The 20115-nt window shown below is 71.1% G+C and carries 15 protein-coding genes, 1 pseudogene and 1 riboswitch; of the genes and pseudogenes, 7 read left to right on the forward strand and 9 right to left on the reverse strand.

Annotated elements, in window-relative coordinates:
• Positions 1-207 precede the first annotated feature (207 nt).
• Positions 208-1161 carry an aldo/keto reductase gene (locus AB0M36_RS26655; protein WP_364162268.1) on the forward strand — a complete coding sequence of 318 codons (954 nt, stop codon included), beginning with the start codon at positions 208-210 and terminating at the stop codon, positions 1159-1161.
• Positions 1162-1170: 9 nt separating this feature from the next.
• Positions 1171-2136, forward strand: coding sequence for an alpha-hydroxy acid oxidase (locus tag AB0M36_RS26660; protein WP_364162271.1), 966 nt, complete (start codon positions 1171-1173; stop codon positions 2134-2136).
• A 4-nt stretch (positions 2137-2140) separates the two neighbouring features.
• Here the strand turns inward: AB0M36_RS26660 and AB0M36_RS26665 are convergent, their stop codons facing one another.
• Entirely contained in the window at positions 2141-2995 is an 855-nt protein-coding gene (locus AB0M36_RS26665; RefSeq protein WP_364162274.1) for a menaquinone biosynthesis protein, read from the reverse strand.
• A 229-nt stretch (positions 2996-3224) separates the two neighbouring features.
• Here AB0M36_RS26665 and AB0M36_RS26670 point away from each other — a divergent pair, with 229 nt between their 5' ends.
• Entirely contained in the window at positions 3225-5249 is a 2025-nt protein-coding gene (locus tag AB0M36_RS26670; protein WP_364162277.1) for an AAA family ATPase, read from the forward strand.
• 87 nt (positions 5250-5336) lie between these two features.
• Positions 5337-6095, forward strand: a complete 759-nt coding sequence (locus AB0M36_RS26675; protein WP_364162280.1) for a VOC family protein — start codon at positions 5337-5339, stop codon at positions 6093-6095.
• Here AB0M36_RS26675 and AB0M36_RS26680 read toward each other — a convergent pair.
• The 7 genes and pseudogenes from AB0M36_RS26680 to mqnE all read right to left on the reverse strand — a co-directional run bounded on the left by AB0M36_RS26680 (position 6085) and on the right by mqnE (position 12989).
• The gene (locus tag AB0M36_RS26680; RefSeq protein ID WP_364162283.1) at positions 6085-6849 is read right to left on the reverse strand and encodes an ABC transporter ATP-binding protein; all 765 of its coding nucleotides are present in this window, start codon (positions 6847-6849) and stop codon (positions 6085-6087) included. The genes AB0M36_RS26675 and AB0M36_RS26680 overlap by 11 nt on opposite strands.
• Positions 6846-7889 (reverse strand): iron ABC transporter permease, encoded by a 1044-nt coding sequence (locus AB0M36_RS26685; protein WP_364162286.1) that lies wholly within the window; start codon positions 7887-7889, stop codon positions 6846-6848. The genes AB0M36_RS26680 and AB0M36_RS26685 overlap by 4 nt, the downstream gene beginning before the upstream one ends.
• Positions 7890-8132: 243 nt before the next feature.
• Positions 8133-9047, reverse strand: coding sequence for an ABC transporter substrate-binding protein (locus tag AB0M36_RS26690; protein WP_364162289.1), 915 nt, complete (start codon positions 9045-9047; stop codon positions 8133-8135).
• 93 nt (positions 9048-9140) lie between these two features.
• Positions 9141-9220: riboswitch (cobalamin riboswitch) on the reverse strand.
• A gap of 144 nt (positions 9221-9364) precedes the next feature.
• Positions 9365-10654, reverse strand: a pseudogene (locus AB0M36_RS26695) (M14 family metallopeptidase); the annotation flags it as partial.
• A gap of 188 nt (positions 10655-10842) precedes the next feature.
• A complete protein-coding gene (locus AB0M36_RS26700; protein WP_364162292.1) occupies positions 10843-11310 on the reverse strand; it encodes a DUF4229 domain-containing protein in 468 nt (155 codons plus the stop codon).
• Between the two features lie 13 nt (positions 11311-11323).
• Entirely contained in the window at positions 11324-11698 is a 375-nt protein-coding gene (locus tag AB0M36_RS26705) for a hypothetical protein (protein ID WP_364162295.1), read from the reverse strand.
• A 121-nt stretch (positions 11699-11819) separates the two neighbouring features.
• Positions 11820-12989 carry an aminofutalosine synthase MqnE gene (gene mqnE / locus AB0M36_RS26710; protein WP_364162298.1) on the reverse strand — a complete coding sequence of 390 codons (1170 nt, stop codon included), beginning with the start codon at positions 12987-12989 and terminating at the stop codon, positions 11820-11822.
• Between the two features lie 215 nt (positions 12990-13204).
• On the opposite strand from mqnE, the gene AB0M36_RS26715 reads away from it, so the two are divergent.
• The gene (locus tag AB0M36_RS26715) at positions 13205-14980 is read left to right on the forward strand and encodes a C40 family peptidase (RefSeq protein ID WP_364162301.1); all 1776 of its coding nucleotides are present in this window, start codon (positions 13205-13207) and stop codon (positions 14978-14980) included.
• Positions 14981-15218: 238 nt separating this feature from the next.
• Here the strand turns inward: AB0M36_RS26715 and AB0M36_RS26720 are convergent, their stop codons facing one another.
• Positions 15219-15992, reverse strand: a complete 774-nt coding sequence (locus AB0M36_RS26720; protein ID WP_364162304.1) for a hypothetical protein — start codon at positions 15990-15992, stop codon at positions 15219-15221.
• A gap of 886 nt (positions 15993-16878) precedes the next feature.
• On the opposite strand from AB0M36_RS26720, the gene AB0M36_RS26725 reads away from it, so the two are divergent.
• Positions 16879-17772: a hypothetical protein gene (locus AB0M36_RS26725; RefSeq protein ID WP_364162307.1), complete on the forward strand. Its 894-nt coding sequence runs from the start codon at positions 16879-16881 to the stop codon at positions 17770-17772.
• Positions 17773-18011: 239 nt separating this feature from the next.
• Entirely contained in the window at positions 18012-20072 is a 2061-nt protein-coding gene (locus tag AB0M36_RS26730; protein ID WP_364162310.1) for a DEAD/DEAH box helicase, read from the forward strand.
• Positions 20073-20115: the final 43 nt, after the last annotated feature.

Below are 20115 nucleotides of genomic sequence, written 5' to 3' on the forward strand. Positions count from 1 at the left end.
CTCCTCGGGGACGAAGCAGACGATGCGGAGGGGGAAGCGGGGACGAAGGTGAGGTGGGGGATAGCACGCCCAGAGAGCGCTCTCACAGCATCGAATGGTTAACTTCTCGTGTCAATAGATAACAAGTGATGTGTCGTTCCGACCCGACGGAAGCGACCCGGCAGAGGTCGTCGAACCGCACCGACGCCCGCGGCATAGGGTCGGGGCATGAGCGAGATGAGCTACCGCCGCCTCGGCACGTCCGGGCTGGTCGTCTCCGTCGTCGGCATCGGCTGTAACAACTTCGGCCGCAAGCTCGACCTGGACGGAACCCGGGCCGTCGTCGACGCGGCCCTCGACGCCGGGATCACCCTCTTCGACACGGCCGACATCTACGGCACTCCGCACGGCAGTTCCGAGGAGCGTCTCGGGGCCGCGCTCAAGGGGCGCCGGGACGAGGTCGTGCTCGCCTCGAAGTTCGGTATGGACATGGAGGGGGTCAACGGCAACGACTGGGGTGCCCGGGGTTCGCGGCGCTACGTCGTGCGGGCCGTCGAGGCGTCGCTGCGCCGGCTCGGCACCGACTACCTCGACCTCTACCAGTTGCACGAGCCCGACGAGGCCACCCCGATCGAGGAGACGCTGTCGGCGCTGGACGACCTGGTGCGCGGCGGCAAGGTGCGCTACCTGGGCAACTCGAACTTCGCCGGATGGCAGATCGCCGATGCCGACTGGACCGCGCGGACCGCCGGCTGGACACCTTTCGTCAGCGCGCAGAACCAGTACAGCCTGCTGCACCGGGAGGTCGAGGCCGAGGTCGTGCCCGCCTGCGAACGGTTCGGACTCGGGCTGCTGCCGTTCTTCCCGCTCGACAGCGGCCTGCTCAGCGGCAAGTACCAGCGGGGGCAGAAGCCGCCGGAGGGCACCCGGCTCTCACTCGAGCGCTACCAGCGGTGGCTCGACGGCGCCGACTGGGACAAGATCGAGGCGCTGACCGCGTACGGGAAGGAACGCGACCGTTCCCTGCTCGACGTGGCGATCGCGGGTCTCGCCGCGCAACCCGCGGTGACCAGCGTGATCGCCGGCGCGACCACGCCCGAGCAGGTGCGGGCGAACGCCGCGGCCGGCACCTGGGAGCTCACCGTCTCCGACCTCGCCGCCCTCGACGAGATTCTGGGCTGACCGGCCGGAATGGACCTCGAGGAGCGGGCGCGGGCCATCTTGCCGCCGGCGGTGTTCGAGTATTACCGCGCCGGCGCCGGCGAGGGCATCAGCCGTGATGAAGCCACCGCCGCGTGGCGGGACTGGCGGTTCCTGCCGCGCCTCTTCCAGGACGTCTCGCGGGTCAGCACCGAGACCACCTTGTTCGGTACGACCATCGCCGCGCCCGTCCTCGCTGGGCCCACCGCGCTGCACACGCTCGCTCATCCCGAGGGCGAGGTCGCGACCGCTCGGGGTGTCGCCGCCGCCGGGTCGTTGCTGGTGCACTCGGCCCGGGCCGGGCTGCCCGTCGAGTCGGACCGGTGGTGGTTCCAGGCGTATGTGCTGCGGGACCGGTCGCTGACCGAGGCCCAGGTGCGCGACGCCGCGAATCGGGGCGCGCGGGCGATCGTGCTGACCGCCGACGCCCCGTACGTTTATCGGTCCGCGGTTCCGGAGGCCGGTGCCGCCGGACCCGACAACAGGCCGCCCGAGCAGCGTCAGGATCCGGCACTTGGCCCCGACGCCGTCGCGTGGTTGGCGGAGATGTCCGGTCTGCCCGTACTCGTCAAAGGGGTGTTGCGGCCGGAGGACGCGCTCGTCAGCGTGGCGGCCGGCGCGGCCGGGGTGATCGTCTCCAACCACGGCGGCCGCCAGCTGGATCGGGTGGTCGCCTCCGCGCACGCTCTCGCCGCGGTGGTCGAGGCGGTCGGCGATCGGGTTCCGGTTCTGGTCGACGGCGGCATCTCCGACGGTGCCGACGTGCTGACCGCGCTGGCGTTGGGTGCGCGGGCCGTCCTCGTCGGGCGGCCGGTGCTGTGGGCGCTCGCCACCGGCGGCGCGGACGGCGTGCGGGAGCTGTTCGACACCTATCGCGAGGACCTGACGAACACGATGGCGCAGGCCGGCCTGAAAAGCGTCGCCGACATCGACGGGTCGGTGGTGCGCCGCCGGTGACGCCCTACACCTGGGCGAAGATCGGACCCTCGGCGATCAGCGGCGGCGCTTCGCCGCGCTCGGCGGCGCGGCGGGCGAACTCCCGTACCCCAGCGATCTGCCGCTCTCCCAGCGAGAAGTCGAGCGCCCGGAAGTAGGTGGCGAGGGTGGCGGCGTCGAAGGGCTCCCAGCGGGCGGCCGACTCCGCGACGACGTCGAGCTCATCGAGGCAGAGGTCGCGGGAGCGCAGGAACGCCTCGTGCACCTCCTTGACCACGCCCGGCTGCGCGGCGGCGAACTCCTTGCGGACCGCCCAGACCGCGAAGACCATCGGCAGGCCCGTCCAGTCCTTCCAGGCCTCGGCCAGGTCGACGACCTCGAGGCCCCGGGCCGGCGCCTCGTAAAGAGCGCGCAGGGCCGGGTCGCCGATGAGCACGGCGGCGTCGGCCTCCAGGAGCATCTGGTTGAGCTCCGGCGGGCACCGGAAATACTCGGGGTCGGCGCCATAACGATCGGCGAGCAGCATCTGGGCGAGCAGGACGCCGGTGCGAGACGTCGAGCCGAGCGCGACCGGGCGACCGTCGAGCTCGGCGAGGGGCCGGGTCGTCACCAGGTGCACCGACAGCACGGGGCCGTCGCTGCCGACCGCGAGATCGGGCAGAAGCAGCAGGTCGTCGGCGTGCCGCAGATATTCCACGAGCGAGATCGGGCCGATGTCGAGATCGCCGGCGACGAGCGCGGCGTTGAGCCGGTCCGGGGTGTCCTTGTGCAGGTCGACGTCGAGCAGCGCACCGGAACGCATCAGACCCCAGTACAGGGGCAGGCAGTTGAGAAACTGAATGTGCCCGACCCGGGGGCGCTGAACTGCGACGTCGCTCATCCCCCGACGCTATCCCCGCCGAGCACCGGACAAGGGCGCTCGCGCGGCGGGGAGGGAGCAATCTCACGTTAATTCGGTCGTGGGTCCCGGGCCTGGGGCGTACTCTGGTGGGCCGCCCGCGGGGACCGCGCGCATTCTCAACCGGGCACTGCCGACACCGCACCCTGACGGAGCGCCGGGCGGCCCAGGTCAGCCGAACCACAGACACCGACGCCGGAAGGTTCCTCGGATGACGCTGCCTGCCCATACCGATCTCGACGAAGACCTGGCCGCGGAGCGGCGGCACCTCGCCGCCTCGCGGGACGCCCTGCGCCGGATGCGCGGCCGGGCCGAGTCGCTTTTCTCCGCTTCCGCCGACGTCGCCGGCGATCCGTTCGCCGCCGAGACGCTGGGGCGGGCCCTCTCTCGCCGGGTCGCCGAACTGGCCGACGATCCGACCACTCCCCTGTTCTTCGGCAAGCTCGACGTGGAGGACGCCGCCTATCACATCGGGCGGCGGCATGTCACCGATGACGCCGGGGAGCCGATGGTGCTCGACTGGCGGGCTCCGCTGTCGCAGTCGTTCTATCGGGCCAGCGTGCGGGATCCGCAGGGGGTGTCGACGCGCCGCCGGTTCGGGTTCGTCAAGGGTGAGCTGACCAGCTTCGAGGACGAGCATCTCGACCGGGGCGAGGAGCTCGGCACCAGCAGCCGGATCCTGACCGCCGAGATCGAGCGGCCGCGCGTCGGACCGATGCGCGACATCGTCGCCACCATTCAGCCCGAGCAGGACGAGCTGGTGCGGGCCGAGTTGGAGGACTCGATCTGCGTTCAGGGCGCGCCGGGCACCGGTAAGACGGCGGTCGGGCTGCACCGGGCCGCCTACCTTCTGTACGTGCACCGCGAACGGCTGCGGCGCTCCGGTGTCCTGATCGTCGGCCCGAACGCCGCCTTCCTCTCCTACATCTCGGCGGTTCTGCCGGCGCTGGGCGAGGTGGAGGTGCAGCAGTCCACGGTGGATGGTCTGGTTGCTCGCGTACCCGTCAAGGGAAGTGAGAGCGACGCGGCCACCCTGCTCAAGCACGACGTGCGCATGGCCGAGGTGTTGCGCCGGGCGTTGTGGGGCCGGCTGACGAAACCCAGCGAGCCGATCATGGTGTCGGACGGCTCGTACCGGTGGCGGATCGACGTCGAGCCGCTGCGTCGCATCGTCGACGAGGCGCGGCGGGAGGGCCTGCCGTACGCGGTCGGCCGCGAGCGGGTCCGGGCCCGCGTGGTCGGCTTGCTGCAACGGCAGTCGGAATATCGCACCGGCAACTCGCCGGGCGAGGGCTGGCTGCGCAAGATGGCGAAGGTGGCGCCGGTTCGGGACTTCCTCGATGGGACGTGGCCCGCGGTTTCCCCGGAGGCGCTGGTCGTCGCGCTGCTCACCGACGCGGAGCTGATGGCGTCCGCGGCCGAGGGCATCCTCACCGCCGACGAGCAGGCCGCGCTGCTGTGGCCCAAGGCGCCGAAGACCCCGAAGTCGGCCCGGTTCAGCGTGGCCGACCTGTTGCTTCTCGACGAGGCCGCGGGGCTGCTCGAACGGGAGACGAGCTTCGGGCACGTGGTGGTCGACGAGGCACAGGACCTCTCCGGAATGCAGGCCCGCGCCATCGCGCGGCGCAGCGAGCACGGCTCCATCACGCTGCTCGGCGACCTGGCCCAGGGCACCGCGCCGTGGGCCGCCGTGACGTGGAAGGACACGCTGGCGCATCTGGGCAAGCCGGACGCCGCTGTGGTGCCGCTGACGGTCGGCTTCCGCGTGCCGGCCTCGGTGGTGGCGCTCGCCAACCGGTTGCTGCCGGCGCTGGGCGTGGACGTACCCGAGGCCGTGTCGCTGCGGCACGACGGCGACCTCGCCATCATCGGCCTTTCCGACCCGGCCGAGCTGGACGCCGCGACGCTGGTCGAGGTGACCGCGGCGCTGGAGCACGAGGGCTCGGTCGCGGTGATCGCGGCGGACGCCGCGGTGGAGCGACTGCGCGGTCACCTCGCCGCGGCCGGGCTGACGGCCGCGACGCCCGGCGACGTGGACTCCGAGGCGCGCGTCACTGTGGTGCCGGCCACAATCGTCAAGGGCCTCGAGTACGACCATGTCATCGTCGTCGAGCCGGCGGAGATCGTCGCCGCGGAGCCGCGCGGCCTGCACCGGCTCTACGTGGTGCTGACCCGCGCGGTGTCCCGACTCTCCGTGATTCACGCAGCTCCGCTCCCGGAACCGCTGAATCGATAGGGCCAACTTCCGACTCAGGGGCCGCTCTCTCCGTATCGTGGTGCGACGATCGATGTGCCGTCCGCCGTGACACTCGAGGAGAAGGTCATGACCCACCCGACGCCCGGCGTGCCTACCTGGGTCGACCTGGGAACCGCGGATCTGGCGGACGCGACCCGCTTCTACTCACGGCTGTTCGGCTGGGAGGCCGACGTGTCCGGCGAGGAATACGGCGGCTACACCACCTTCCGGCTCAACGGCCGCGCCGCCGCGGGCGCCGGCCCGCTGTTCGGGGAGGGCCAGCCGACGGCGTGGAGCATGTACGTCGCCTCCGACGACGCCGACGCGATCGCCGACCGGGTCGAGGCCGCCGGGGGCAAGGTGCTGGTGGCGCCCTTCGACGTGATGTACCAGGGCCGGATGGCCACGTTCCTCGACCAGGGCGGCGCACCCTTCAGCGTGTGGCAGCCGGGCACGATGAAGGGTGCCGACGTCTTCGACGTGCCCGGCGCGCTTACCTGGAATGAGCTGGCCACGCGGGACGTGGAAGGTGCCGCGGCGTTCTACGGTGCGGTGTTCGGGTGGCTGGGCCGGGAGATCTCGGTGGGCGGACTGCCCTATCTCGTCTGGGAGCTCGACGGCGCCACCATCGCGGGCATTCAGGTGATCGACGGCACCTGGCCCGACGAGCTGCCACATTGGAAAGTGCACTTCGCCGTGATCGACTGCGACGACGCGGCAAGTTACGCCCTGTCCCTCGGCGGCCGGGTGGTGCGCCCGCCGGCGGACCAGCCGATCGGCCGCTGCGCTCTCCTCGAAGACCCGCAGGGCGGGGCGTTCTCCATCCTGCAGAGCGTCAACGCCTGACCGGGACGACCAGCGGACCGTGCTCGCCGTCGATCACCCGCACCCGCACCCGGTAGTGCTGGGCCAGCAGTTCCGCGGTCAGCACCTCGCGGGCCGTGCCCTTGGCCACGACCCGGCCGCCGGACAGCAGCACCATGCGGTCGGCGTACTCGCCGGCCGTCGTCAGGTCGTGCATGGTGGCGAGCACGGTCAGGCCGCGCTCGGCACGCAGTCGGTCGACGAGCTCCAGAACCTCCTGCTGGTGACCGATGTCCAGGGCGCTGGTCGGCTCGTCCAGCAGCAGAATCCGCGCCTGCTGGGCCAGCGCCCGCGCGAGGAAGACCCGCTGCCGCTCGCCGCCGGAGAGCGTGTCCAGCCGGCGGCCGGCGAAGGCCTCCAGGTCGAGCGACGCCAACACCTCGTCGACCTGCGCCAGGTCGGAGGCGGACTCGCGGCCCAACGCGGGAATGTAGGGGCTGCGGCCGAGCAGCACATAGTCGTAGACCAGCATCGCCGGCGGCACGATCGGGGACTGAGCGACCGTGGCGATGGTGCGGGCCCGTTCCCGACGGCTCAGCCGGTCCAGGGCGGTGTCACCAAGCATGATCGAACCCTCGTACCCGACCAGCCCACCGACCGCCCGCAGTACGGTCGACTTGCCCGCACCGTTCGGACCGATGATCGTCACCCACTCGCCGTCGGCCACGTCGAGCTCCACGCCGTCGACGATCAGCGCGCCACCGAGACGGATCCGCAGCTCCCGTACGGCGATCATGTGCGGGTCCGGCGCAGCACGACGGCGAAGAACGGCGCACCGAAGAACGCGGTCACCACTCCGATCGGAATCTCGGCCGGGCTCGCGGCGGTCCGCGCCACCAGGTCGGTCAGAGCCAGGAAGGCGCCGCCGTAGAGCACCGACAGCGGCAGAATCGACCGGTAACTCGGGCCGGCGAGCAGCCGCAGCGTGTGCGGCACGATGATGCCGACAAAGCCGATCAGGCCGGAGACGGAGACGGCCGCCGCGGTGCCGAGCGAGGCGGCGACGACCAGCAGATAACGGCTCCGCTGGGGATGCAGACCCAGGCTCGTCGCCTCCTCGTCGCCGACCGTCAACACATCCAACTCACGGCGGTGGACAAGCACGATCAACCCCGTGACCATCGCGTACGGCAGAACGACCAGCACATCGTGCCAGCCCGCGGTGGCCAGCCGGCCGAGCAACCACGCGTACACCTCGCGCAGCGACTCGGTATGCCGCTGCATGAGAAACGTCTGGCCGGCCGCCAGAAACGCGGAAACGGCCACCCCGGAAAGGATCAGGGTCGCGGGCGTACGGGCCCGCCCGCCGGCCGCCCCCAGCAGCCAGGTCAGCGCCACGGCGGTGACCGCACCGACGAACGCCGCCAGGGGTACGCCCATCGGCAGGTTGGCGGTGACGTCACCGGTGCCGCCCCGGAAGGCGATGACCGCGGTGACGCCCAGCCCGGCACCGGCCGCGACGCCCAGCAGGTGCGGGTCGGCGAGCGGGTTGCGGAACACACCCTGGTATGCCGCGCCGGCCATCGCCAGCAGCGCGCCGACCAGCAGCCCGAGGACGACGCGCGGCAGGCGCAGCTCGGTGATGATGGCGACCTCACGCTCGTTGAGGCCGCTTTCCAGCCGTACCCCCGGAAGGAGGTTGAGAAGCTCGGCCGCGACGGCGCCGGGCGGCAGGGTGATCGGCCCGGCCGCGATCCCGGCGACCAGCGCGACCGCCACGGCCGCGACGCCGCCGATCAGCCAGGCGACCCGCAACCCGGCGGGCCGAACGGTCACGCCGCGCCCCTCCCGCTGAGCAGCGGTCACGACCGTCCACCGCGTCGGGAGGAGAGCTCCGTGCAGTCCGTCACGCTGAGCATCCTTGGCGTGCCCTTCTGGCCCTCGCGGTCACGGCCGTGCGCCGCAGCGGGAGGAGAGCTCCGTGCAGTTGGTCGTCACCCTGAGCATCCTTGGCCTGCCCTCCTGGCCCTCGCGGTCACGGCCGTGCGCCGCAGCGGGAGGCGGGCTCGGGGCAGTCGGTCACGCCGGGGCTTTGGCCGTGGCGTCCGCGACCGCTTGGACCAGGTCGACGACGCGCGGTCCCCAGCGTGAGGCGATGTCGTCGTTGAGGGCTATGACCTGCTTGTTCTTGACCGCGGTCACGCCGGACCACCCCTTGCGCTTCGCCACGGACTCCGGCGACTGGGCGCAGCATTTGCTGTCCGCGAGGAAGACCATGTCGGGGTCGGCCGCGATCAACGCCTCCTGCGAGAGCTGGGGGTACGCGGTCTTGGCGCCGTCGGCGACGTTCTTCAGGCCGAAGAGCGCGAAGATCGAGCCGACGAAGGTCTCCGACGTGACGGTGAAGTACGTCGGGTCGAGCTCGTAGTAGTAGGTCAGCGGCGCCGACCGTGCCGGCACGCCCTTGACGATCTTGTCGATCTGGGTGCGCATCCGCTCGACCAGCGCGGCCGCCTCCGCCGGGTGCCCGGTGAGCGTGCCGAGCTGACCGATCTGGGCGTAAGAGTCCTCGAGGGTCTTGGCCGCCGGCGTCACCAGCACCGGGATCTTCAGCTTGGTGAGCTGCTCCACGATCTTGTTCAGGTCGTCGGAGAGCACCACCAGGTCGGGGTTCTTGGCCGCGATCGCCTCGGCGTTGGGCTTGAACCCGGACAGGTCGGTCTTCGGCGCTTCCGCGGGATAGGTCGACTGGTCGTCGACGGCCGTGACCTGCTTGCCGGCATCGATCGCGAAGAGCATCTCGGTGGCGGTCGGCGCCAGCGACACGATGCGCTCCGGCCGCTTGTCGAGCGTCACCCCGCCCGCCGACGCGGGGAAGGCGGCGGCGCCGCTCGCGCCCGGCGCGGGACTGGTGTCTCCGGCCTTGTCGCCGCCACCGCAGCCGCCGAGCAGCAGCGCGGTCACCGCGACCGCGGCGGTCATGAGCCGTTTCATCCTGATCCTCCTGCCGGGCTGCGCCGGCCGGAGTCCGGCCCGCGGCGCGCCCCTCCTGCGAGAGCGCTGACATCGCGACCAGCGTGCAGGCGACCTGGCTACGCCCGGCCTCGCGCGGAGCGCGGGAGGACCAGGACTACACAGTTGCGGGACAGCGCCGGAATCGCACCGGCTTCGCTGCTACGCGGTCAGCATGACGCTATCCCACCCGCTGACCGCCCGTTCAGGAGACGGCCTCCCTCGACCGATTCGTGCCGGATACGACGAACTACCCGCCACAGCGTGCGGCCGTGACAGGTAGTCCGATGGCGCGATCAGCAGTACTGCGACTCCTTGCCGATCACCTTGTAGGGGCAGTCTGCCACCTCGGCGATTTGCAGGGTCGCGTCCCGGTTCCGGCTGGTCTCCCGGGTGATGACCTCGTCGGGCGGGTAGAAGCCGCCGCCGGAGGAGCTCCGCGGGTACAGCTCGAAGGTGTACGCGAAGATCCGGTGCACACCCCAGAGCCAGTCGAGCGAATCACCATCGGTGATGTAAAGGTCGCTGGACTGCTCGGGCGTGTAGTTGTTCGTCGCGGCCATCTGCCGGCCCAGCGTGGCGAAGGTGTTGTACTGGTCGGTGTTCATGCCGGTGGTCGTGTTCGCCGTGGTGTAGCCGAAGGGCCACAGCACCAGCTCCGAGTACGAGTGGAAATCGATGGCGGCCTTGATCTGCTGCACGCCGCCCACCACTCGACCGTCGACGAAGTCGCGCACCACCCGAGTCTCGGGGGCGGAGAACGCCGAGGGACCGCGGTAGGTCTCCGACCCAGGGTTGCCCGAGGAGCCGCCACAGCAGCCCCAGCGGTAGCTGTAGTTGCGGTTGAGGTCGGTGCCCACGTACGAAGAACCGCTGTTGGGCTGCCGGTTCTTGCGCCACGAGCGGTACCGGCCGGTGGCGACGTCGTACTCGGCGCCGTCCGGGTTGACCGACGGGATGATCCAGATCTCGCGGCTGTTCACGACGTTGCGGACGCGGGTGTCGCTCGCGTAGTTGTCCGTGTAGAGGTGCAGGATGTAGAGGGCCATCTCCACGGTCAGGTGCTCACGGGCGTGGTGATTGGCGTCGTACAGGACCTCGGGCTCGCTCTCGTCCGTGCCGACGTTGTCGGAGATCTTCACGGCGACGATGTCGCGGTTCTGGTACGACTTGCCGATCACGCGCTTGCTCGCGATGGCCGGATAGCGGGCGACGACCGCGTTGACGTCGGCGATCATCTCCGTGTAGTTGTGGTACAGCGCGTCCTGCGTCGGGAAGTCCATGAGGGACACGCCCTGGCTCGGCGTGGCCACCTCAAGCTTCTTGACAGTGAAGCCGAGCGCCCGCAGAGTCTTGACCTCGCTGGGCGTAGCGGTGACCTCGACGACCGCGTGCTCCACGGCGTCGATGGCGACGCCGGTGCTGGCGATCGTGGTGCGCTGCGCGAGCGTACGCACGTCGTAGATCTCGTACTGTGCCGAACTGTCGGCACGCAGCTGCGCGGTAGCGGGCTGCGCGGTGGCGGAAGCGGCGATCAGGACCAGGCCGGCGGCAGCCGCCGCGACCAGGCCGGTGATGCGTCGTCTCATGAACGGCCTCCGGGGGGTATCAGAGGGTTCGGATCCCGTCACTGCATCACCCAGGATCGACGTTTGGCAATGCGGTGAGACTGCCACCGGTCATGCCAATGTTCCCCCTACGTCGACATGATGACGTCATGCAACCTGGAGTTCATCCTTGACGTTTCCGCTGTCGACGGGCCGCCGGGAGAGGCGCGTCAGACGGCTTGCGCCGGGCCGTCCTTGCCGGCCTCCGCCTTGCCAGCCTCCGCCTTCGCGGGCTGCGCCTTCGCGGGCTGCGCCTTCGCGGGCTGCACCTTCGCGGGCTGCACCTTCGCGGGCTGTGCCTTCGCGGGCTGCACCTTCGCGGGCTGTGCCTTCGCGGGCTGTGCCTTCGCGGGCTGCGCCTGTGCGGCGGCCCGGTCACCGGCCGCGGCTGCGTCCTCGTCTCCCGCCAGGGCGGCCCGCAACCGCTGCTTCTCCGCGGCGCGGCGCTGCGCGGCGGCTCCGAGCTGCTCGGCCATCTCGTTGCGCCACTTGGCCAGCAGGAAGTAGGAGAAGGCGGCCGAGGCCACCAGCGCGATCATCGCCTTGACCAGGATGTGCAGCGGCACCGGCAGAAGCATCACGAAGACCACGACGAACAGCCCGAGGCGACCGAGCGTGTACTTGACGGCGGGACTCATCACGAAACTCCTGTCAGCCCGCCCGGTGGCTCAACCACCGCAGGCCGTAGAACCAGACCAGGCAGTAGACCACGGTGAGGCCGAGCGCACCGATCGCCCCGCTGACCAGCGCGGGAAAGATCGAAGCGACGAGTCCGGCGAGAGTCATCCCGACGGCGACCCCGAAGCCCGCGCCCAGGGCGGCGACGACGATCCTGAACGCACCGCGGCCGGCCGCCCGGAACTCCTCGGTGAACAGCCACACGGGCAGCACGATCGCGATCCAACCGCTGGTCGCCCCGAACTCGGAGACCCGGATCAGCGACAGCACGCCTTCGAAGACCAGCAGGACGACCATGCCGGCCACCAGCCCGGCCAGCGTCACGCCCACCAGGTCCTGAACGGTCACCAATCGACCATCCGCATCGCGGCGCGGTCGGCGCCCACTCTGAGTCTCCGTCATGACACCACGAGGGTACGCCGCCACCAAAGGACGCTCGAGCCCCACCGCTGCCGCGAGGCTGCCGCCGTTACGCCCACACCTGCTGCGGCTCGCTGCGGCGCTCGGCCAGGGAGATCGGCTTGTCGTACTCGCGGACCACCTCGTACCTCGTGTTGCGCTCGACCGGCTGGAAGCCCGCGTCCCAGATCAGGTCGAGCAGGTCGCCGCGGTGCATGGTGTTCGGCGTGCCGTACGAGTCGGCGTCGTGCGTGATCTTGTATTCGACCACCGAGCCGTCCAGGTCGTCGACGCCGAAGTTGAGGGAGAGCTGCGCGACGGACAGGCCGTGCATGACCCAGAAGCACTTCACGTGCGGCACGTTGTCGAACATCAGCCGGGACACCGCGAAGGTCTTCAGCGACTCGGCCGGCGCCGCCATCGTCGTGCGGGCCTGGATGCGGTTGCGGATCTTGCCGTCCGCCGAGTCGACGAAGTCGTGCTGGTAGCGGAGCGGGATGAAGACCGCGAAACCACCCGTCTCGTCCTGGAGTTCGCGAAGCCGCATGACGTGGTCGACGCGGTGCCGGGGCTCCTCGATGTGGCCGTACAGCATGGTCGCGGGGGTTTTCATGCCCTTCTGGTGTGCGAGGCGGTGGATCCGCGACCAGTCCTCCCAGTGGCAGGCGTGGTCGACGATGTGCTGGCGGACCTCCCAGTCGAAGATCTCCGCGCCGCCACCGGTGAGCGACTCGAGGCCGGCGTCCATGAGCTCGTCGAGGATCTCGCTGGCGGACAGCCCGCTGATCTTCTCGAACCACTGCACCTCGGTCGCGGTGAAGCACTTGAGCTTGACGTTGGGCAGCGCCGCCTTCAGCTCGCGCAGCACCTTGGGGTAGTAACGCCAGGGCAGCGTCGGGTGCAGGCCGTTGACGATGTGCAGCTCGGTGAGCTGCTCGTCCTCCATCTCCTTGGCCTTACGAACCGCCTCGTCGATGCGCATCGTGTACGCGTCTTTCTCGCCCGGCTTGCGCTGGAAGGAGCAGTAGGCGCAGCTCGCCGAGCAGACGTTCGTGAGGTTGAGGTGCCGGTTGACGTTGAACATCACCCGGTCGCCGTTCATCTCGGTGCGCTTGTGGTGCGCCAGCCGTCCGAGCCAGGCGAGATCGTCGGACTCGTAGAGGGCGATGCCGTCCTCGCGCGTCAGCCGCTCGCCGGCGTAGACCTTGGCCTCCAGCTCACGCTTCAGTCCGACGTCCATCTGGGCCCCTCTCACGTTCGCGGTGGGTCGAGCGTACGTCCTGCCTCTGACAGAAGCTTCCTCGTATGGGGCTCGGGCGGCGCAGCTCACGTGAAAGGGCTTACGATTCTCAGGGTCCTCTCAACTCAGACGGATCGACACCGATGCAGGTGTTGCGGTATGACCTTTAGGGGACGGCAGTCCCCGGACGGGGACCGCTCGCGATCGGGGAGCGCATGGCGAAAATCAGGCAGGACCGACGGCGAGCCGAGCGCAGGGTGCACCCCTGGTGGCGTCCGCTCGCGTATTCCGTCGCGACCGCCACCGCCATCGCCGCTCTCTTCAACCCGATCCCGGCCAGCGCCGTTCCGGTCGCGCCACCGGGCGTGCCGGTCGCGGTGCCCGACGCCGGTTCCCGCCCGATCGCCACCGGCTCGATCACGCTGCCGGGTCAGCGGCCCGGCAGCACCACCCCGTCCACCATCCCGGCCTCGACCACACCCGTCGCCGGCGGCGCGGCCACCAGCCCGATGATGAAGAAGATCGAGGCAGGCCGCCTCGAGATCACCACCAAGGGCGAGGAGCTCGCCCGGCTCGACGAGGACCTCAAGCTCACCCAGGCCCAGCTCACCACCGCGGACCAGAAGGTCCTGCAGACCCAGTCGGCCGTCGCCGCGGCCGAGCAGGAGGTCGCGGCCGCGGCCGCCAATTCGGTACGCGACGCGGCGGCGTTGCCTCCGGGCACCGTCGGTTCGGGCCTGCACGACCTCGACTCCCTCGCCCGCATCCAGCGTGGCGAATCCGCCACCGAGCAGGCCGCCAGCCGGCAACTGAACACCGTGAAGGCGGCGTACGCGTCGGCGACGGCCGAGCAGCAGAGCCTGCGGGCGAAACGCGACCAGGTCACCACCGAGCACTCCAAGAAGAAGGCGGCCCTCGACAAGAAGACGGCGGCCCAGCAGAAGCTCGAGCAGAAGCACACCGAGGAGATCAACGCGGCCAACGCGGCCCAGGCCGCCCGCGACGCCAGGGCCGGTGCCGGCTACCTGGCGGGCGAGAACGCGGGCCGGGGCGCGGATCCCCGAGCCATCGCGGCCCTGGAGATCGCCCTGGCTCAGCGCGGCGACCCGTACGTCTGGTCCGAGGAAGGCCCGGACATGTTCGACTGCTCGGGCCTGATGTATTACTCCTACCGGTCGGACGCGGCGGGCAACTTCCCACTGAACCGGGTGGCGAAGGACCAGTATGACCAGACCAACGTCAAGACGGTGGACCGCTACTCGCTGCTCCCGGGCGACCTGCTGTTCTTCAACACGACCACCAGCTGGACAACAATCCACCACGTCGCGATGTACGCCGGCGAGGGCATGATGGTCGAGGCGCCGCGCGCCGGCATGAACGTGATGCTCACCCCGGTGCGCTGGACGCAGATGTTCGCGGCGACCCGCATCTACGGCTCGGTCGAAGGCAAGGTCGAAGGCCCGAACCTGGGCAAGCCGGACCGCGAGACGCCGAGCAACCACTCGCCCTCGCCGTCGCCGAAGCCGAGCAGCAAGCCCCCGACGAAGCCGAGCACCCCGGGCAAGCCATCCACGCCGGGCAAGCCGTCCACGTCCGGCACCCCGTCCACCTCGGGTACGCCGTCGGCCACGACCCCCAGCACGACGCCGACCGAATCCTCGGCGCCCACCACCACCGGCGTCCCGTCCACCAGTAAGCCGACGTCGAGCGCGCCAACGGGCTCCACGGGCACCAGCGCGCCGGCCTCCGACTCGACGAAGTCACCGACGGGCTCCGCCACCACCACCAAGTCCAGCAGCACCTCGGCCCCGGCCGGCGCGACCAAGTCCAGCGGTGCATCGGCCGGCGCGACCAAGTCCAGCGGTGCATCGGCCGGCGCGACCAAGTCCAGCGGCTCGTCGGATAGCGCCACCACGTCAGGTGTCGCCTCCGTCAGCCCGTCCGCGTCGGCCTCGAAGGCGGCCGAAGCGAAACAATCCGGTAACGGCTGAGCTCAGACCCGATCTTTACACTGCGACCGGTTGACGCCGGGTGTGCTCACGAGCGCTGATGTGGCACGGTAGTGACGAGCGCCCGGCATCCGGCTAGCCCGGCGTCCGATAGGTGGCGTCGACACGCGGGGTGGCGGCGATCGGGAGGACCCATGGACGAGCAGCAGGCGACACCGGCCAGCGACGGCACCAGGCCGCTCGCTGCGCAGCCGTCCGCCGGCGCCCCCGGGCCGCAGGATCAGGAATACAAGCTTCCGCCACCGCCGGCCGCGGGCGCGCTGTGGGCCGCGCCAGCCGAGGCCGGATCCGCGAAGCCGGTCTCCGGATCCGCACCGGTCCCGGCCTCGGGCTCCGTGTCCGTGCCCAGCTCCGCGCCGGTCTCCGGCTCCGCGGCCGTGCCCAGCTCCGCGCCGGTCAGCGGCTCCGCGGCCGTGCCCAGCTCGGCGCCGGTCAGCGGATCTGCGTCTGTGCCTAGCTCCGCGCCGGTCAGTGGGGGTGCGGGGCGTGCTTCCGTGTCCTCGGACCGCTCGGCGTTCTTCCCGGACAGTCCCGCCAAACCTTCTGTCCCGCCGACCGCGGGCGGCTCCGCCAAGCCCGTCAGCGCGGGCGGCTCGGCCAAGCTCGCCAGCAGCGGCGGGTTCAGCGGCTCAGCCAAGCCGGTCAGCACCGGCGGCTCGGCCAGGCCCGTCAGCACGGGCGGCTTCAGCGGCTCAGCCAAGCCGGTCAGCTCCACGGGCGTTGCCGACGGGGCCGCGCCCGCCGGTTCACAGGGTTCAGCATCCGCATCAGGTAACAGCTCGAAAGGTTCCGCATCCGTGTCCGGCAGCCCGTCCTCCAGCTCCCCGAAGGGTTCCGCATCGGTGAGCGCGGCCCCCAGCGGTTCCTCGCGGCCAGTGTCCGTGCCGCCGAGCTCCAATGCCGCCCGGGCCAGCGTGCCGGGTTCGGCGTCGGTGGAAACCGCCGGCGATGGCGCCGAGACGCGCAAGGGCGGCCAGTCCAAGGTGTATGGCACCCGGGCTACCGAGAAGCCCGACCCGGAAGGGCCCGCCGAGGACGCAGCGCCCGCACCCGCCGAAACCGCGCAGGATGAGGCGACCCGAGTGCAAGAGGTCCAGGCGAAGGCGAACGAAGCGGACCTGACTGAGGTGCGTGAGGCTGCTGGGGCCGGAGAGTCCGCCATGGACGGAGAGGCCGCCGTGGACGGAGAGGCCGCCGTGGACGGAGAGGCCGCCGTGGACGGACAGGCGGCGGCGCCCGAGCCCGATCTGCCCGAGCCGTCGACCCCGGAGCCGCGGCCGGCGAAGCCCGAGCCGCCGAAGCCCACGCGCCCCGAGCCCGCGCCGTTCCCGTCTCCGTCGCCGGCGCCGCCCGGGCCTGCGCCGTCGCCCGCTCCCCCGGGCCCCTCGCCCACGCCGCCGGGTCCGATTCCTCCGGGTCCCGGGCCCGACCCTGTGCCGCCGGCACCGAGCCCGGACCCCGTGCCCCCGGCGCCGGGGCCTTCCCCGGTGCCGCCCGGCCCGGGTCCGAACCCAGTGCCTCCGGGTCCTGGGCCGTCGCCCGTGCCCGGTCCGCCGCCGGCGCCGTTCCCGGCACCGCCGAGCTTCGCCGCTGCCTCGGCCACCCCAGCAACCCCCGCAACCCGAGCAGCCCCGGAGGCCCCGGCAACCCGAGCAGCCCCGGCAGCCCCGGAGGCCCCGGCAACCTCAGTAGCCTCGGCAGCCCCAGCGGCTCCGAACGCCCCGGCAACTCCGGCAACTCCGGCGGCTCCGGCAACTCCGGCGGCTCCGGCGGCTCCGGCGGCGTCGAACGTTCCGGTCAATCCCGGCGGCTCGGCGGCGAATGGCCTGCCGGCCTACACCGTGCCGCCCACCTCGGGTCCGGTCAGCACCCCGCCGGCCGTGAGCCAGCCGGCGGCGAGCGGTCATCCGACGACGCCCGCCCAGAGCGACTCCACGATGCCGTTCGCGACGCAGGCACCGGCTCAGAGCGACCCCACCATGCCCCTCGCCAGACAGCGAACGGCACAGGCACCAGCACCGGCTCAGAGCGACCCCACCATGCCCTTCGCCCCGCAGCGCGCGGCACAAGGAGCGGGACAGAGCGACGCCACCACCCCGTTCACCGCACAGCGCGCGGCACAAGGAACAGGACAGAGCGACGCCACCACGCCCTTCGTCGCGCAAGGACCGGCGCAGAGCGACCTCACCACCCCCTTCGCCACGCAGCGAGCGGCACAGGGAACGGTGCATGGAGGAACGGTGCATGGAGGAGCGGCACACGGAGAGACGGCGCAGAGCGACGTCACGATGCCCTTCAAGGCGCAAGGGCCGGCGCAGAGCGACGTCACCATGCCGTTCGCGGCGTCGGGCACTCCGCACGCGTCCGCCCCGTCCGGGGTCGGTGCATCGGGCGGCGGCCGGCAGCCGTTCGGTGGAGCGGGTGCGGCGATGGGTAGCCCGTCCGCGCGACCCTCGACGTATGGGTCGGGTTCCGGACAGGGCGTGCCGCATCAGCGCGGTGAGGGAACCGTCTATGGCGGGCTCGCGGACTACGCTCCCGCCGACATGACGATGCCCATCATGACCAACCCGGTGGAGACCTCGGGCTCCCTGACCGGCCACATCCTGGCTCAGGGCTGGCGCGACGCCCCGGAAACGCAGCGGAACAGCAACGTCAAGGTCATCGTCGCCATGCTGCTCGTGCTGGTGTTCCTGGTCGGTGTGAGCGTGGTGTTCCTGTTCACCGTCGGAGATGCGTTCAGTGACATGATCGGTGGCGTTTTCAAGGGGTAACTTGCCCCCACGGAGACCCACGCCTAAGCTGGCGAGGTTGCGCCGCAGGGTGAGTCTGCCCACTACCGGCGCGGAATGCGGGCGATGTCCATGACGTTGGCCCGTACACTGATGGCAGTAATTGACCTGGCGTGCCCACATGGTGCACGCCACGGGCGTTCTTGCGGGCAATTCAGCGGCAGGCTTACGGCAGCCGCGGCGGGCCATTCGCGAGCATGCGCCCCCGTAGAGAGGTTCTCTTGACCACTTTCGCTGATCCCAGCACGTTCCCGTCCGTCTTCGACACCTCCCCGGAGCAGGACCCGGCGACCGACCCGACGACCGCCGACGTCGAGATCATCGCCACCGTCGACACCGCGACCGCCGACCCGGCGACCGCCGCCGACATGTCGAGCACCGCCGACGCGGAGATCACCGCGCAGGGCGAGATCGCGGCCGACAAGGCGGAGACCAGCCCGCGGAGCGAGATCGCGGCCGACAACGCCGAGACCACCGCGCAGAGCAAGATCGCGGCCGAGACCGCCGACAACGCCGAGACCACCGCGCAAAGCAAGATCGCGGCCGAGACCGCCGCGCAGAGCGAGATCGCGGTTGACGCGACCGCCGACGCGGAGATCGTCGAGGCGACCAAGAGCTTCGCCGACCTCGGCCTCCCCGCCGAGCTCGTGCGCGTGCTCAAGCGCGACGGCATCATCGCGCCGTTCGAGATCCAGGCCGCGACCATGCCGGACGCCCTGTCCGGGCGTGACGTGCTCGGCCGTGGCCAGACCGGCTCCGGCAAGACCCTGGCGTTCGGTCTGCCGCTGCTGGCCCGCGTCGCCCAGGGCGGCCGCGCGCTGCCGCACCACCCCAAGGCTCTGATCCTGGTGCCGACCCGTGAGCTGGCCATGCAGGTCGCCGACGCGCTGATGCCGCTCGGCCGGGCCGTCGGCGTCTTCCTCAAGACCGCCGTCGGCGGCGTGCCGTACGACCGGCAGATGGACGCGCTGCGCCGTGGCGTCGAGGTGATCGTCGCCACTCCGGGCCGGCTGGGTGACCTGATCGAGCGGGGCGCCTGCAAGCTCGACAGCGTCGAGGTGACCGTCCTCGACGAGGCCGACCAGATGGCCGACATGGGCTTCCTGCCCGAGGTCACCGAGTTGCTCGCCAAGACGCCGGCGGACGCTCAGCGGCTGCTCTTCTCGGCGACGCTCGACGGCGACGTCGACACGCTGGTCAAGCGGTTCATGAACGACCCGGTGACCCACTCGACGGCTCCGGCCGAGGCGAGCGTGTCCACCATGGACCACCACCTGCTGCTGATCCCGCCGCACGACAAGTTCCCGATCACCGCGTCGATCGCCAACCGGACGGGCAAGACCATCGTCTTCGCCCGTACGCAAATGGGCGTGGACCGGCTGGTCGAGCAGCTCGCCGCGGTGGGTGTGCGCGCTGGCGCGCTGCACGGCGGCAAGACCCAGCGGGTACGCACCCGCACGCTGGCCGAGTTCAAGGAAGGCCGCACGAACGTGCTGGTCGCCACCGACGTCGCCGCCCGCGGCATCCACGTCGACGGCATCTCGCTCGTCGTGCACGTCGACCCGCCGAAGGACCCGAAGGACTACCTGCACCGTGCCGGCCGTACGGCCCGGGCGGGCGAGTCGGGCGCGGTCGTGACGCTGGTCCTGCCGAAGCAGCGTCGCAGCACCCAGGCGATGATGCAGAAGGCGGGCGTCATGCCGGGCGAGACCCGCGTGCGGCTCGGCGACGAGCAGCTGGCGGAGATCACCGGGGCCCGCGAGCCCAGCGGTGTGCCGGTGAAGGAAGAGCCGGAGCCGCGCCGCGAGCGGGGCGACCGGCCGCGTCGGTTCGGCGACCGCCCGCAGCGCGGTGGCTATGGCGACCGTCCGCGTGGCAGCTACGGCGATCGGCCGCGAGGCGAGCGCAGCCAGGGCGACCGCCCGTACGGCGACCGCGACCGTTCCTTCGGCGACCGTCCCCGCGGCGAGCGCACGTTCAGCGACCGGCCGCGCGGTGAGCGCACGTTCAGCGACCGTCCCCGGGGCGAGCAGACGTCGTTCAGCAGCGATCGTCCCCGCAGTGAGCACACCTACAGCGACCGGCCGCGCGGTGAGCGTTCGTTCGGCGACCGTGACCGTGGCAGTGCCGCCGAGCGTCCCCGGACCGACCGTCCGTTCGGCGACCGTCCGGCGCGCAACGTCGGCGACCGTCCGGGTGGTTTCCGCCGGGAGGGTGGCCGCAACGACCGCAGCGAGCCGGGTAACGGCCGATACCAGGCTCGTCCGGCACGCACGCACTGATCGCACCAGCATCTGACGAGGGCCTCCGGCATCAGCCGGGGGC

The organism is Actinoplanes sp. NPDC051346, assembly GCF_040682215.1.
GTDB lineage: Bacteria > Actinomycetota > Actinomycetes > Mycobacteriales > Micromonosporaceae > Actinoplanes.